Below are 15229 nucleotides of genomic sequence, written 5' to 3' on the forward strand. Positions count from 1 at the left end.
TACTAGCGGCGCGCGCCCGACCAGGGCGAGGACCGAGGTGGAAGCGCTCCCAGACCCCGTGGGGCCGGCAGAGGACGCCTGCCACCGCGGCGCGTCACGAAACTGGACGTGACCGTTGACACACTCGGCGGGGCCGTGTCATCGTTCCCGCACCCGAAGTGGAAGCGCTCCCACTCCGCCCGGGCCCACCCTTCCAGGCAGGAGACCTGACGTGACCAAGAAGACCTCTCGCGGCGTGCGCCGCTCCGGGCTGAGCGTCGGTGCGACGCTCGTGCTCGGGATCACCCTGGCGGCGTGCGGCTCCGGGGGCGACCCGGCGGAGTCGGCCGAGCAGGACACCCTCGGCGAGGGCGAGACCCTCACCATCACCACGTTCGGCGAGTTCGGCTACGACGCCCTGATCGAGGAGTGGAACGCCGAGAACCCCGGCGTCCAGGTCGAGCAGACCAAGGTCTCGCTCTGGGACGACTGGAAGAACGAGCTCAACACCAACCTCCAGGCCAACGCCGGGCTGCCCGACGTCGTCGCGATCGAGGGCGACTTCATGCCGGCGCTGGTGGCTGCGCCCGACCGCTGGGTCGACCTCGCCGACGACGACGTCGAGGGCCGGTGGCTGGAGTTCAAGGAGGCGGCCGCCACGACCTCCGACGGGAAGCTGCTGGGCTACCCGACCGACGCCGGTCCCGAGGCGATCTGCTACCGCGCCGACCTGTTCGAGGAGGCCGGGCTGCCCAGCGACCGGGAGGAGGTCGCCGAGCTGATGACGACCTGGGACGACTACTACGCCCTCGGCGAGCGGTTCACCGCCGAGTCCGACGCCGCGTGGTACGACTCCTCCGGCTCGATCGCCCAGGCGATGCTCAACCAGGTCCCCAACCCGTTCGAGCGCGAGGACGGCACCGTCGACGTCGAGAACGAGGGCCTGCAGGAGGTGTGGGCCACGGTCACCGGCAACGCCGAGACCCTCTCGACCCGCAACAAGCAGTGGAACCCCGACTGGGAGGCGGCCTTCAAGAAGGACGGGTTCGCCACCATCCCCTGCCCCGGCTGGATGCGCAGCAACATCCGCGACAACCAGGGCAAGCTCAAGGACGGCGTCGTCTGGGACATCGCCGACGTGTTCCCCGGCGGCGGCGGCAACTGGGGCGGGTCGTTCCTCGCGGTGCCCAAGACCTCCACCCACCAGGCCGAGGCCCAGGAGTTCCTGGAGTGGCTGACGGCTCCGGAGCAGCAGCTGCGGGTCTTCGCCGAGCTCGGCAACTTCCCCTCGCAGGTCGAGGCCCTCGAGAGCCCGGAGCTGCAGGGCGCCACCGACGCCTACTTCAACGACGCCCCCGTCGGGGAGATCTACATCAACCGGGCCGAGGCCATCGACGTCCAGCCCTTCCAGGGACCGCTGTACTCCGACATCCTCGGCAAGTTCCAGGCCGCGGTCGACCGGGTCGACGAGGGCTCCGCGAACCCCGACGAGTCGTGGAAGACCTTCCTCGCCGACGTCGCGTCCCTGCAGTGACCGCGCCGGCCGGCGCCGGCACCGACGTCCAGCCCGGCCAGCTCCCTCCGCGCCGGCGACCCGCCGGCGCGGAGGGGGAGCACGACCCGGGGGAGGCAGGGCGCAGCGGACGGCGCGGCGAGCGCCGACTGCTGCGCCGCGAGCGCCGGGCGCGGTGGGACGTCAAGATCGCGCCGTACGTCTTCGTCTCGCCGTTCTTCCTGGTCTTCGCGGTGGTCGGGATGTTCCCCCTCGCCTACACCGGCTACCTCTCGCTGTTCGACTGGGACCGCACGCAGTACGCCCGTGGCGGCTTCGTGGGCCTCGACAACTTCCGCTGGGTGCTCGACGACCCGCTGTTCCTGAAGTCGCTGGTCAACACCCTGAGCATCTTCGCGATGTCGTCGATCCCGCAGGTCGTGATCGCGGTGACGGTGGCCGCGCTGCTCGACCAGCGGCTGCGGGGCAGCACGTTCTGGCGGGTCAGCGTGCTGCTGCCGTTCGTGGTCGCGCCGACCGCGGCGGTGCTGATCTTCGGGACCCTCTTCGCCGACCGCTCCGGCGTGGTCAACGAGCTGCTCAGCAGCGTCGGGCTCGAGCCGGTCCGGTGGCACGTCGAGCGCTGGTGGAGCCACGTGGCCATCTCCGGCATGGTCAACTGGCGCTGGACCGGCTACAACGCCCTGATCTTCCTGGCCGCGATGCAGGCCGTGCCGCGCGAGGTCTACGAGTCGGCGGCGCTCGACGGGGCCGGGCGCGTGCGCCAGCTCTTCCACATCACGTTGCCGATGATCCGGCCCACGATGATCTTCGTCATCGTCACCACCACCATCGGCGGGCTGCAGATCTTCACCGAGCCGAGGCTCTTCGACGACACCCCGCAGCGCGAGGGCGGCGCCGACCACCAGTACATGACGATGACGCTCTACGTCTACGTCAAGGGCATCGAGGACCAGTTCTACGGACGCGCCTCCGCGGCCGCCTGGCTCCTGTTCCTGTTCATCATCGCCGTCGTGCTCGCCAACTACGCGGCGACCCGGTGGCTCACCCGACGGAGAGCGCTGTGACCCGACGTCCCGGAGCCCTGGTCTACGGGCTGCTCGCCGCCTTCGTGATCGGCTCGGCCCTGCCCCTCTACTGGTCGTTCATGATCGGCTCCCACACCCGGGAGCGCGCCATCGAGACCCCGCCGCCGCTGCTGCCCGGCGGCCACTTCCTGGCCAACGCGCGCCGGGTGCTCGACAGCATCGACTTCTGGCAGGCGATGCTCAACAGCCTGGTCGTCTCGACGGTGTGCGCGACGTCGGTGGTCTTCTTCTCCACCCTCGCCGGCTACAGCTTCGCCAAGCTGCGGTTCCGTGGCAGCGGTTCGCTGATGGGCTTCGTGGTGATGACGATGGCGGTGCCGACGCAGCTCGCGATCGTGCCCCTGTTCATCCTGATGCGCGACTACCGGCTGCTCGACACCCTCGCCGCGGTCGCCCTGCCGACCCTGGTGACGGCGTTCGGCGTCTTCTTCATGCGGCAGTACCTCCTCGACGCCGTCCCCGACGAGCTCATCGAGGCCGCCCGGATGGACGGCTGCTCGATGATCCGCACGTTCTGGACCGTCGCCGTGCCCGCCGCCCGGCCCGCGATGGCGATCTTGTTCCTGTTCACCTTCATGCAGGTCTGGACCGACTACATGTGGCCGCTCGTGGCCCTGCAGGAGACCGAGACCCTGCAGATCGCCCTCGACCGTCTCGCCCTGACCGGGCAGGGCCAGTCGACCGACTACGCCCTCCTGCTGGCCGGTACGGCGATGGCCACCGTTCCCCTCCTCGTCCTGTTCGTCCTGTCCGGTCGCCAGCTGGTGACCGGCATCATGCAAGGAGCCCTCAAGGGATGACCGAGCTCGACACCCCCACCTCCCTCCTCACGTCCGGCTCCCGGCGCGGTCCGGTCGAGTTCCCGGCCGGCTTCGGGTGGGGCGCCGCCACGGCGGCCTACCAGATCGAGGGCGCCGCGGCCGTGGACGGACGGACGCCGTCCATCTGGGACACCTACGCCCGCGTGCCCGGGGCGATCGTCGGTGGCGACACCGGCGACGTCGCCTGCGACCACTACCACCGCTACCGCGACGACGTCGGCCTGGTGCGCGACCTGGGACTCGGCTCCTACCGGTTCTCGGTGGCCTGGCCGCGGGTGCGCCCCGACGGCGGCGCGGTCAACCAGGCCGGCCTCGACTTCTACCGCCGCCTCGTCGACGAGCTGCTCGACGCCGGCATCACCCCCTGGGCGACGCTGTACCACTGGGACCTCCCGCAGACGCTGGAGGACGCCGGCGGGTGGACCGACCGGGACACCGCCCACCGCTTCGTCGACTACGCGCAGACCGTCCACGAGGCGCTGGGTGACCGGGTGCCGACGATCACGACGATGAACGAGCCGTGGTGCTCGGCGTTCCTCGGCTACACCTCCGGCCGCCACGCCCCCGGTCGCCGGGAGGGTGCCGCCGGGCTCGTGGCCGCCCACCACCTGATGCTCGGCCACGGGCTTGCGGTGCAGGCGCTGCGCGCCGACGGCGCGGGCGCCGACCTCGGCATCACGCTCAACCTCACCGTCGCCGACCCCTACGACGCCGGCGACGAGGTCGACCGCGACGCGGCGCGCCGGGTCGACGGGCTGTTCAACCGGGTCTTCCTCGACCCGCTGCTGCGGGGCCGCTACCCCGACGACGTGCTGGCCGACACCGCGGCGCTGACCTTCGCCGGCCGGCCGTGGCACGAGGCCGTCCACGACGGCGACCTGGCCGCGATCAGCAGCCGGCTCGACGTGCTCGGCGTCAACTACTACAACGGCGGCGCCTACTCCGGGCACCCGCACCCGCTGGCCGACGACGGCGGGGTCCGGCACCCCGACCTGCCCAGCGGGTCGCCGTTCCCCGGCTGCGACGACATCACCGAGCCCGGCCGCGGCCTGCCGCGCACCGGCATCGGCTGGGAGGTGCAGCCGGAGGGCTTCACCCGGCTGCTCGTGCGGCTGCACGACGACTACGACCTGCCGCCGGTGTGGATCACCGAGAACGGCGCCGCCTACCCCGACGACGTCGTCGACGGCCGCGTCGACGACCACGAGCGCCGCGACTACCTCGAGGCCCACCTGCGCGCCCTGCACGCGGCGATCGAGGCGGGGGTCGACGTGCGGGGCTACTTCGCCTGGTCGCTGCTCGACAACTTCGAGTGGTCCTACGGCTACGGCCAGCGCTTCGGCCTGGTACACGTCGACTACGAGACCCAGGAGCGCACCCGCAAGCGCAGCGCCGACTGGTACGCACGCGTCGCGGCGGGCGGCCGCATCGAGGGTCTAGCGTGACCCGCGTGACGGACGAGGACGGCGCACGGTCGGTGCCGCTGCCCACCCTCGACGAGGTGGCCCGGATGGCCGGCGTCTCGCGGGCGACCGCGTCGCGGGCCATCAACGGCGGCGACAAGGTGAGCCTGAAGTCGCGCACCGCCGTCGACGCCGCGGTCGAGGCCCTGGGCTACGCCCCCAACCTCGCGGCCCGCAGCCTGGTCACCCGGCGTACCGACTCGGTCGCGCTGGTCGTGCCCGAGCCCGACGACCGGGTCTTCTCCGACCCGTTCTTCGCCCGCACGCTGCGCGGCGTCAGCCGGGTGCTCGGCGCCCGCGACCTGCAGCTCGTCCTGCTGCTGACCGGGCCCGGCGAGGAGGAGCAGCGGATGCTCCGCTACCTGCGCAACCGGCACATCGACGGCGCCATCGTGGTCTCCCACCACCGCAAGGACCACCTCAGCGACCACCTCGCCGCGATGGGCCTGCCCTGCGTGTTCGTCGGTCGGCCGTGGACCAGCGCCAGCAAGGTCGCCTACGTCGACACCGACAACATCGCCGGCGGCAACGACGCCACCGAGGCGCTCATCCGCCGGGGGTGCCGGCGGATCGGCACCATCGCCGGACCGCTCGACATGACCGCCGGCGTCGACCGGCTCCTGGGTTGGCGGATGGCGATGCGCAAGGCGCACCTGTCCGACGACGCCGTGATCCACGGCGACTTCACCGAGGCCGGGGGAGAGGCGGCGGCGACCCGGCTGCTCGAGGACCACCCCGACCTCGACGGCCTCGCGGTCGCCTCGGACCTGATGGCCGTCGGGGCGCTGCGCGCGCTGGGCCTGGCCGGCCGTCGGGTCCCCGACGACGTCGCCGTGGTCGGCTACGACGACCTCGGGGTCGCCGAGCGGACGTCCCCGCCGCTGACCACGGTGCACGCCCCGGTCGGCGACATGGCCGAGCAGGCAGCCCGACTGCTGCTGGAACAGCTCGACGACGGCAACCGGGCGCGCCCGATGCGCATCGTCTTCCAGCCCTCGCTCGTCAAGCGCGACAGCGCCTGAGCCACTCGCCCACCCATCGCATCGTCCGGCCGCAGCGGCCGGTGGAGGAGCACACGCACATGGCCACAGTGACGTTCGAGAAGGCCCAGCGCTGGTACCCGGGGGCCGACAAGGCCGCCGTACCCGGCATCGACCTCGAGATCGAGGACGGCGAGTTCATGGTCCTCGTCGGCCCGTCGGGGTGCGGCAAGTCGACGACCCTGCGGATGCTGGCCGGCCTCGAGGAGGTCGACGAGGGCCGCATCTACATCGGCGACCGCGACATCACCACGGTGCCGCCCAAGGACCGCGACATCGCGATGGTGTTCCAGAACTACGCGCTCTACCCGCACATGACGGTCGCCGACAACATGGCGTTCGCGCTCAAGATGGCCAAGGTCCCCGAGGCCGAGCGGAAGAAGCGCGTCGCCGAGGCGGCCCGCATCCTCGGGTTGGAGGAGTACCTCGGGCGCAAGCCCAAGGCGCTGTCCGGCGGCCAGCGGCAGCGCGTGGCGATGGGCCGCGCGATCGTGCGCAGCCCGCAGGTCTTCTGCATGGACGAGCCGCTGTCCAACCTCGACGCCAAGATGCGGGTCCAGACCCGCACCGACATCGCCAAGCTGCAGGCCGACCTGGGCGTCACGACCGTCTACGTCACCCACGACCAGGTCGAGGCGATGACGATGGGCGACCGTGTCGCGGTGATGAAGGACGGGCTGCTGCAGCAGGTCGACACCCCGCTGCGCCTCTACGACAAGCCCGTCAACCTGTTCGTGGCCGGTTTCATCGGCTCGCCCCAGATGAACCTGCTCGAGGCGACCGCCGTCGACGGCCAGGCGCAGATCGGCGACCACTGCGTGCCCGTCGACCCGATCGCCGCCAAGACGATGCACGGTCGCATCACCGTCGGGGTGCGGCCCGAGTCGTGGCGGATCGTCTCGGCCGCCGAGGGCGGCCTCCCGGTGCGGGTGACCGTCGTGGAGGAGCTCGGCGCCGACGGCTACGTCTACGGCACCTCCGGGGTCGAGGGCACGCCGGCCAACATCATCGTGCGGATCTCCGGACGCGACCAGGTGCACAAGGGCGACACGATCCACGTCACCACCGACCCCGCCCAGGTGCACGTCTTCGACACCGACACCGGCGCGCGCCTCTCCGCGTGAGCACCACGCCGCTCCTCCTCCCCGCTCCGCGGCTCCTCGACCCCGCCGGCGTCCCGCCCCTGCGGTGGGGCGTCATCGGGACCGGGATCGCCGCGGCGCTGGTGGCGTCGATGCACGCCCACACCCCCCACCGCGTCGTGGCCTGGTCCGCCCGCGACCCGGCGCGCACCGAGGCCACGGCGCGGGCGCACGGCGTCGAGCGGTGGGGCACCGACGTCCGGGCGCTGGTGGAGGACCCCGAGGTCGACGCGGTCTACGTCGCCACGCCCCACCCGCTGCACCGCGACCAGGCGCTGGCCGCCATCGCCGCCGGCAAGCACGTCCTGGTCGAGAAGCCGATGGCGATGACCGCCGCCGACGCCGCGACCGTCACCGCAGCCGCGCGGGCGGCCGGGGTGCTGGCGATGGAGGCGATGTGGACGCGCTACCTGCCCCAGACCGACGTGCTGCGGCAGGTCCTCGCCGACGGGCTCCTCGGTGACGTCCACCTGGTGCGCGCCGACTTCGCGTTCGTCGCGCCGTACGACGCCGCCGGCCGGCTGTGGGCCGCGCTCGGCGGTGGGGCCCTGCTCGACGTCGGTGTCTACCCGGTCAGCCTCGCCTCGATGGTGCTCGGCCCCCCGGCGACCGTCGTCGCCACCGGCACCCTCGCGCCCACCGGCGTCGACGCCACCGCCCAGCTGCTGCTCACCGCGTCCGACGGCGCCGCCGCCGTGCTGACGACGTCGCTGGTCACCTCGCTGCCCGCGACGGCGGTGGTCGGTGGGTCGGCGGGCCACGCCGGGCTGGCCGACCCGTTCTGGGGCCCGTCGGCGCTGACGGTCACCGTCGGTCCGCCCGGCGCGGAGCGCACCGGCACCTGGACCCACCCGCAGCCCGCCGGCACCGGCGACGGCTACGCCTTCCAGACCACGGCGTTCGCCCACTACATCGCCGAGGGCCGCACCGGGTCACCGCTGCACGACCACGACGAGACGGTGTCGGTGCTGGCCACCGTCGACGAGGCGCGCCGGCAGGTGGCGGCCGTCCTCCGCTAGCCGGTCGCGGCCGACCGGCGCCGCTACGCTGCGGCGGTGCCCGAGGCCAGCCTGACCGCCATGCCCGCCGAGGCGGTGGCCGAGTGGCGCACGGCCCGTGCCGCAGCCGGGTCCCCGTTCCCGGAGCCAGCGGCCGGGGATGACGGGCTCGAGGCGCTCGAGGTCGTGCTCGACGGGGTCGCCGTCGGCGGCGTCGTCCTCGAGCACTCCGCGAGCGCCGAGCGCCGTCGTACGACGATCCGGCTGCTCGAGACGAGCCTGCCCGACGACGACCTCCCGCACTGGCGTGCGGTGCTGGCGTCGATCGCGGCGCACGCGCGGGCCGGTAGCTCGGCCACGGTGACGACCGCGGTCCCCGCGACCCTGCTCCCGGCCTTCCGGCAGTCGGGCCACGTCGTCACGATGGTCGGCGTCGGCATCACCGTCGACCCCGGCCAGGCGCGCCTGCTCGTCGACGAGGGACGGGTCCGGCTGCGCGTCATGACCGACGACGAGCGACGGAGGTTCGTCCCCGACGCGCGCGTGCAGCTGCGGGACGGGATGCTGCGCGCCGGGGTCCTCGACGACGCGGAGTCGCCGATGACCGAGGTCGAGCGCCGGCTCGACGGACTGCTCGGGACGCCGCCCGACGACGAGGTGCTGCTGGTGAGCACCGTCGACGGTGTGCCGGTCGGCCGCCTGTGGTGCACGCGTGTGAGCCGGGGCGACGAGGTCGGGCTGGTCGCCAACACGATCGACCTCCTCCCCGAGCACCGTCGCCGGGGCCTGGTGCGCCCCTTCCTGGCGGCGCTCGAGGGCTACGTGCGCGAGCACCGCGTGGTCGACTTCAGCGCGCGCGTCTACGGGCACGAGCGGGCGGCCCTGGCCACCATCGCCGGGCTCGGCCTCGACGTCCGCGACGTCCACCTGCGCAAGGACCTGGTGAACCCACCGGACTAGCCGGCACCCGGCACTTCGTCCGTTCGGCGAACGGGGTCCGCGAGGACCCCTAGCCTTCGAGCGTCGGGACACGGTCGTGCTCCGGGAAGCATCCGGAGGAACCTTGAACACCACCGTCACCCGTGGTCTCGCGGCGAGCGCCGTCGGCGCGCTCGCCCTGACCGGCCTGTCCCTCTCGGTGGCTCCCGGCGCGCACGCCGACGGGCCCGAGGTGACGCTCCTGAGCCAGTACACCGGCCACGCCTCCATCCGGGTCGACAACGACTTCGACGACGGCGGCTGGCGCACCGCCCGCCTCACGGCCCGGGTCACCGGCGCCGCGGCGACGACGATCTTCGAGGTCAACATCGACCCCGAGGCCGGTGACGGCGATGCCGGGTGGAAGCCGCTCGACGTGTCGGTGAGCACCGTCGGCAGCCACGCCACCGCCGACTGGAACGGCTCCGTCGGCGGCCGCAGCCTCGTGGGCGAACGGGTCGCGATCCGAGCCGTCTCGACCGACAGCACGGGCACGTCGTACTCGACGCGACAGGACGTCGAGGTCACCGACGACGGGTCCGCCGACGGCCTGCGGGTCTCGACGTCCCCCGCCAGGTACTTCACCCAGCCCTACGTCGACTCGGGCCGCACCCAGACCCTGGTCCAGGTGTACGGCACCACGTCGGCGACCGACGGCACCGTCGCGCTGTCGTCGTGGCGGGACAGCGCCGGCGGTTTCACGGGGAGGGTCGCGGCCCAGGTCGGGAGCACGAGCTTCAAGCTCCCCAACGACAACAGCCCCTCCTACCCGGGCGGCTCCTTCTCCGGCGTCCTCGACATGACCGGGTCGGACCTGGCCAGCGGCCACGTCCTGGTCGCGGCCGAGCGCGGGTCCGACGACGTCGCGGTGGTGCCGGTGGTCCCGCACACGATCGACGAGGTGTTCGCCTCCAGCACCGGCGACGTCCGGCCCGGTGAGGACGGCACGGTCCAGGTCCAGGTCCAGAGCGCCCAGGGCCCGTCGATCCTCGGCGCCGAGGTGCGCCGGCTCTCCGACGGGGCCGTGGTCGGCTACATCGACCGCGGCGCGGCGGTGCGGGTGCGCCAGGCCCCCGGGGTCACGGAGCAGTACTACGCGAACGCGACCGACGAGGACGGCTTCGACGAGGCCGACGGCGACCGGATCTCGCCCGAGGTCACGGTGGGCACCTACGAGCCGGTCCCGAGCTGGGTCCAGAACGTCGTGGCCGACGGCGAGGCGTTCGACGTCGACGAGTACGCCGACGGCGACATCGTCGTGGACGTCCGGGACGAGCAGAGTCGCCCCGTCGGGGCCGGCACGAGCGTCTCCTACAAGCTCTACCCGACCGGGTCGGACGCCCCCGCGGCCTACCGCACCGCGCTGACCGGCACCGACGGCCGGGCCGTCATCCCGTTCGACACCGCCGGGGCGACGGGCGGCTACACGCTCGAGTCGGTCCTGACCGCGCAGGTCGACGAATCCGGCTCCGAGCCCGCCGTCTCGACCTTCACGACGGGCCAGGCCACGCTCGTCCTCAACCCGCGGGCCGACCCGGCCCAGGCCGCGGCCGGGGGTCAGCTCGACTACGTCGGACGTCTGACCATCGACGGCACGCCGCTGCGGGGGCGCCGCCTCGAGCTGGGCTACCAGCGGGGCGTCGAGGTCGTCCCCGGCAACCAGGCCGACGCCGGGATCGTCACTCCCGACGGGCTCGCGCTGCGCAGCACGACCACCACCAACGGCAACGGCAGCTTCCGCGTCACCGTCGACGACCTGGCGGAGCGCCCGCAGGCGACCGAGTCCGGAGGCGTCCTGTCCGTCGCGACGGGCGACACCGTCGCGGTCGCGCCCGCCAACGACGATCCGGGCTCCACCGTCGCCGGCAACGCCCGTGCCCGGATCGACTCCACCACCCGCTTCGGCACCGCCGGCCCGGGTCGCGCGCGGATCACCATGGGCGCCGTGGGCAACGGGGCCCGGGCCGACGTGCTCCGTGTGGCCGGGCCGACCACGCTCGCCGGCGAGACCGTCAAGGTCTTCCGGGTCGTGGCCTCTGGACGCCGGGTCCTCGTCTCGACCCGGACCCTCAACAGCACCGGTGACCGCCCGGCCATCCGCGTCGCCGATCGCAACGGGACCGCCCTCACGACGTACGTCGTGCGGCTGGTCGCGAGCGCACGCGCCGCGGCCGCGGGCTCGAACGCAAAGTCGGTGCGCTGACGGGCCTCGCCCCGCGCCGGAGGAGCCGCGGGCGGGAGTAGCGGGTCAGGCCGCGGTCACCACGACTCGATGATCTTGTCGAGCGTGATCGGCAGGTCGCGCACCCGGACCCCCGTGGCGTGGAAGACCGCGTTGCCCACGGCGGCGGCGGCACCGACCGTGCCGATCTCCCCGGCGCCGCGCGCCCCGGTCTCGTGCAGCACCGGGTCGGGGATGTCGAGCCAGTGGACGTCGAGGTCGGGGATGTCGGCGTTGACCGGGACCAGGTAGTCCGCGAGGTTGCTCGCCGCGAGCCGACCGGTCGCGGCCTCGACCGGGTTGTGCTCCAGCAGGGCGTGGCCGATGCCGAAGATGACGCCGCCGGTGATCTGGCTGCGCAGGGCGCGGGCGTTCACGGCGCGCCCGACGTCCAGCACCGAGGTGAAGCGCACGATCCGCGGCTCGCCGGTGAAGCGGTTGACCCGCACCTCGCAGAAGTGGGCGCCGAAGGCGTAGAAGGAGTACTGCTGCGCCTCCGGCCCCCGCGGGGCCGCCGCGGTCATCGCGACGCTGGGGACGCCCATGCTGCGCAGCAGACGGCCGAAGGTGCGCGACCTGCCGTCGGGTCCGACGACCCGCCCCGCGTCGTAGGCCAGGTCCTCGACCCGCTCGCCGTGGTACGGCGACCGCGGCGCCGACACGGCGCGACGCAGCAGCTCGGCCACCGCCTGTGCGGCGGCCGCCCGCACCGCCGGGATCGAGCTCGCGGTGGCGGCCGAGCGAGCCGCCGCGGCGCCCGGCGGCAGCATCGAGTCGCCGAGCTGGGGCGTCACCTGGCGCACGGGGATGCCGAGCGCGTCGGCGCCGCTGATGGCGAGCATCGTCCAGGCCCCGGTGCCGAGGTCGGACGTCGCGGTCGAGACCACGGCGGTGTCGTCGCTGCGCAGCGTCACCCGTACCTGCGCCGGGTCGCGGTGCGCGGGGTAGGCCGCGCTGGCCATGCCGACGCCGTGCAGCCACTCACCGTGCACCTGGCTGCCGGGGCGGGGCCGGCGCGCCGGCCAGCCGAAGCGCTCGGCGCCGACCCGGTAGCACTCGAGCAGGTGCTTGCTGGAGAACGGACGGCCCCCCGGCGGCGCGTCGGCGTGGTTGCGTCGGCGCAGCTCCACGGGGTCGAGGTCCAGGGCGACGGCGAGCTCGTCCATCGCGGTCTCCAGCGCGAACGAGCCCGGCGACTCGTGAGGGCCTCGCATGGCCGCCACCGGCGGCATGTCCATCGGGACCCAGCTGCCGGCGTAGTGCAGGTTGGGCGTCGCGTACATCATCGCGGAGGTCTCCGCGGCCGGCATCATGGGGAATCCGCCGACCTGTGGTCGCTCGACCCACGTGAGGTGGCGCAGCGCGTTCAGGGTGCCGTCGCGGCGGGCGCCGAGGCGGACCGTCTGCCTGACCTCCGCGCGGTGCGGGCTGACGGTGAAGGCCTGCTCGCGGGTGAGGGCGAGCCTGACCGGTCGGCCGACCTCCCGGGCGGCGGCCGCCGCGAGCGCGCCGTCGTTCCAGACCATGACGCGGCCGCCGAAACCGCCACCGACGTGCTCGGAGATCACGCGCACCGTCTCCGGGGGCACGTCGAGCCGCAGGGCGAGGGAGGCCGCGCTCCGGATCGGGTTCTGGGTGCCGGTGTAGACGAACAGCTGGCCGTCGCGCCACACGGCCAGGGTGGAGTGCGGCTCCATCGCGACGTGGTGCTGGGCGTACTGGTGGAACTCCGCCTCGACGACCACGTCGCTCGCGGCGAACGCGGCGTCCATCGAGGCCACGCCAGGAGCCAGGACCTCGCGCGTGGGCGGGAGGGAGAAGCCGGGGATCGGGGGTGGCAGGAAGCCGGGCATGCCGTCGGCGAGCGAGGCCCGGTGGGGCGCGGCGTCGTACGTCGCGCGCACCGAGAGCGCCGCGTCGCGGGCCACCTCGGAGGACTCCGCCACGACCAGGGCGATGACCTGCCCGTGGAAGTGGACCTGGGCGTCCTGCAGCGGGACGTAGCTCTCGGCGAGGCCGCCCTCGACGACCATCGGGTCCCGGAAGCGGTTCAGGTGCGAGAAGACGCCGAGGACGCCGGGCATGGCCTGTGCCTCGGCGGTGTCCAGCGCCCGAACGGTCCCACGAGCGATCGTGCTCGTCACGACGTGGGCGAACACGGTGCCGTTCGCCTGGCGGTCGGCGGAGTATTCCGCCGCGCCGGTGACCTTCAGGCGTCCTTCGACGCGGGGGACCTCGCGGCCCAGGGGCGATGTGGTCATGGGTGCTCCTCAGGCGTGCGGGCGGTGGGTCCGGCGTACGAGCAGGTGGGGCTCATCGCTGAGTCAGCGTCGTCAGGGCGCGGACGAGGGTGCGTCGCAGCAGCGCCGGCTTGAACTTGTTGTGCTCCTGGACGCGCGCACCCCGGTCCGCGTGGAGAACGGCCGCCTCGAAGGTCTCGCTGCTCGCCCGGCGCCCTTCCAGGGCCTGCTCCACCGAGCGCAGCCGCCAGGGCCGCGTGCCGACGCCACCGGCTGCGACGCGAGCGGTGCGGATGGTCGAGCCCCGCACCTCCAGCGCGACGGCGGCGGAGGCCAGGGCGAACTCGTAGGACTGCCGGTCGCGCACCTTGAGGTACAGCGAGTTGTGGGCCGCGGCCGACCGGGGGACGGTGACGCCGGTGATGAGCTCGCCGGGGCGCAGCACGTTCTCCACGTGCGGGGTCGACCCGGGCAGGGTGTAGAAGTCCTCCAGGGCGACGGCGCGGCTGCCGCGTGCCGAGGTCAGGTGCACCTGGGCGGACAGCGCCACCAGGGCGACCGCGAGGTCGCTGGGGTGGGTGGCGATGCAGGCGTCGCTGGTCCCCAGGACCGCGTGCGTGCGGTTGATGCCCTCCAGTGCGGCGCACCCCGAGCCCGGCTCCCGCTTGTTGCACGGTGTGGACAGGTCGCGGAAGTAGCCGCACCGCGTCCGCTGCAGCAGGTTGCCGCCGATGCTCGCCATGTTGCGCAGCTGGCCCGAGGCACTGAGGTCGAGGGCCTGGGCCACCGCCGGAGCCTCGCGCTGCACGAGCGGTGCGTGGGCGACGTCGCTCATCCGCTCGAGCGCTCCGAGGTGCAGGTCGCGGCGGTCGACCCGGATCCCGCGCAGCGGGAGGGCGTTGATGTCGACCACCCGGGACGGCGTCATCACCTCGAGCTTCATCAGGTCGACGAGCGTGGTGCCGCCGGCCAGGTAGGCCGTCGTCCCGCCCGGGGTGTCGGTGCCGTCGAGCGCGTCGCGCACCGAGCGGGACCGCGTGTAGGTGTAGGGCCGCATCAGTGCATCGCCTTCCGGGCCTGCTGGACCGCGGCGACGATGCCCGGGTAGGCACTGCAGCGGCAGATGTTGCCCGACATCGCCTCCCGGACCTCGTCGTCGGTCTCGGCCCGGCCCTCCTCGAGCACCCCAACGGCCGACATGATCTGGCCCGAGGTGCAGAAGCCGCACTGGAAGCCGTCCTGGTCGATGAACGCCTGCTGCACCGGGTGCAGGCGGAAGGCTCCGGCCAGGCCCTCGACGGTGGTCACGTCACTGCCGTCGGCGGCCGCCACGAGCGTCAGGCACGACAGGACGCGCCGCTCGTCCACGAGCACCGTGCAGGCGCCGCACTGTCCCCGGTCGCACCCCTTCTTGGTCCCGGTCAGACCGATGCGCTCGCGCAGCGCGTCGAGCAGGGTGACCCGCGGATCGGCTCGCAGCGAGATGCGCTCGCCGTTGACCCTGATCCTGACCGGGATCGGCGCACCCGGCGCCGCCTGCGGTGCCGCCGCCGGTGCGGCGGTGGCAGCGCCCGAGATCACCGGCGCCACCGCAGCTGCTGCGCCGGTGGTGCCGAGGACAGCGCGGCGGGTCACTCCGGACCCGGGTCGGCGCGGGTCGGTAGGGGTGTTCATGGGCATCTCTCCCGGAGTCGTCGAGGCGCTCGGCACGGGGTGGCGGCCCGTTCGGTGGGCGGCCGGGCCGGC

At 73.3% G+C, this 15229-nt stretch carries 12 protein-coding genes; 9 read left to right on the forward strand and 3 right to left on the reverse strand.

Features of this window, described 5'->3' with window-relative positions:
• Positions 1-211 precede the first annotated feature (211 nt).
• The 9 genes from AC4MBH_RS16300 (at position 212) to AC4MBH_RS16340 (ending at position 11225) form a co-directional block, all read left to right on the forward strand.
• The gene (locus AC4MBH_RS16300) at positions 212-1513 is read left to right on the forward strand and encodes an ABC transporter substrate-binding protein (RefSeq protein WP_491796013.1); all 1302 of its coding nucleotides are present in this window, start codon (positions 212-214) and stop codon (positions 1511-1513) included.
• The gene (locus AC4MBH_RS16305; protein WP_491796015.1) at positions 1510-2559 is read left to right on the forward strand and encodes a carbohydrate ABC transporter permease; all 1050 of its coding nucleotides are present in this window, start codon (positions 1510-1512) and stop codon (positions 2557-2559) included. Before AC4MBH_RS16300 ends, AC4MBH_RS16305 begins: the two co-directional genes overlap by 4 nt.
• The gene (locus AC4MBH_RS16310; RefSeq protein WP_491796017.1) at positions 2556-3380 is read left to right on the forward strand and encodes a carbohydrate ABC transporter permease; all 825 of its coding nucleotides are present in this window, start codon (positions 2556-2558) and stop codon (positions 3378-3380) included. The genes AC4MBH_RS16305 and AC4MBH_RS16310 overlap by 4 nt, the downstream gene beginning before the upstream one ends.
• A complete protein-coding gene (locus tag AC4MBH_RS16315; protein ID WP_491796018.1) occupies positions 3377-4846 on the forward strand; it encodes a glycoside hydrolase family 1 protein in 1470 nt (489 codons plus the stop codon). Before AC4MBH_RS16310 ends, AC4MBH_RS16315 begins: the two co-directional genes overlap by 4 nt.
• Positions 4843-5886, forward strand: coding sequence for a LacI family DNA-binding transcriptional regulator (locus AC4MBH_RS16320; protein ID WP_491796020.1), 1044 nt, complete (start codon positions 4843-4845; stop codon positions 5884-5886). Before AC4MBH_RS16315 ends, AC4MBH_RS16320 begins: the two co-directional genes overlap by 4 nt.
• Positions 5887-5945: 59 nt before the next feature.
• The gene (locus AC4MBH_RS16325; RefSeq protein WP_491796022.1) at positions 5946-7028 is read left to right on the forward strand and encodes an ABC transporter ATP-binding protein; all 1083 of its coding nucleotides are present in this window, start codon (positions 5946-5948) and stop codon (positions 7026-7028) included.
• Positions 7025-8065 carry a Gfo/Idh/MocA family protein gene (locus AC4MBH_RS16330; protein WP_491796024.1) on the forward strand — a complete coding sequence of 347 codons (1041 nt, stop codon included), beginning with the start codon at positions 7025-7027 and terminating at the stop codon, positions 8063-8065. Before AC4MBH_RS16325 ends, AC4MBH_RS16330 begins: the two co-directional genes overlap by 4 nt.
• 36 nt (positions 8066-8101) lie before the next feature.
• Complete coding sequence (locus AC4MBH_RS16335; RefSeq protein ID WP_491796026.1) at positions 8102-9004, forward strand: GNAT family N-acetyltransferase; 903 nt, start codon at positions 8102-8104, stop codon at positions 9002-9004.
• 103 nt (positions 9005-9107) lie between these two features.
• A complete protein-coding gene (locus AC4MBH_RS16340; protein ID WP_491796028.1) occupies positions 9108-11225 on the forward strand; it encodes a hypothetical protein in 2118 nt (705 codons plus the stop codon).
• A gap of 56 nt (positions 11226-11281) precedes the next feature.
• Here the strand turns inward: AC4MBH_RS16340 and AC4MBH_RS16345 are convergent, their stop codons facing one another.
• Genes AC4MBH_RS16345 through AC4MBH_RS16355 form a run of 3 tightly spaced genes read right to left on the reverse strand, consistent with a single transcriptional unit; the run spans position 11282 to position 15157 of the window.
• Positions 11282-13504 (reverse strand): xanthine dehydrogenase family protein molybdopterin-binding subunit, encoded by a 2223-nt coding sequence (locus tag AC4MBH_RS16345; protein WP_491796029.1) that lies wholly within the window; start codon positions 13502-13504, stop codon positions 11282-11284.
• Between the two features lie 52 nt (positions 13505-13556).
• Positions 13557-14540: an FAD binding domain-containing protein gene (locus tag AC4MBH_RS16350; RefSeq protein ID WP_491796030.1), complete on the reverse strand. Its 984-nt coding sequence runs from the start codon at positions 14538-14540 to the stop codon at positions 13557-13559.
• Positions 14540-15157, reverse strand: a complete 618-nt coding sequence (locus tag AC4MBH_RS16355) for a (2Fe-2S)-binding protein (protein WP_491796032.1) — start codon at positions 15155-15157, stop codon at positions 14540-14542. Before AC4MBH_RS16355 ends, AC4MBH_RS16350 begins: the two co-directional genes overlap by 1 nt.
• Between the last annotated feature and the right edge of the window lie 72 nt (positions 15158-15229).

It is taken from the genome of Nocardioides sp. WJ219 (assembly GCF_058559815.1).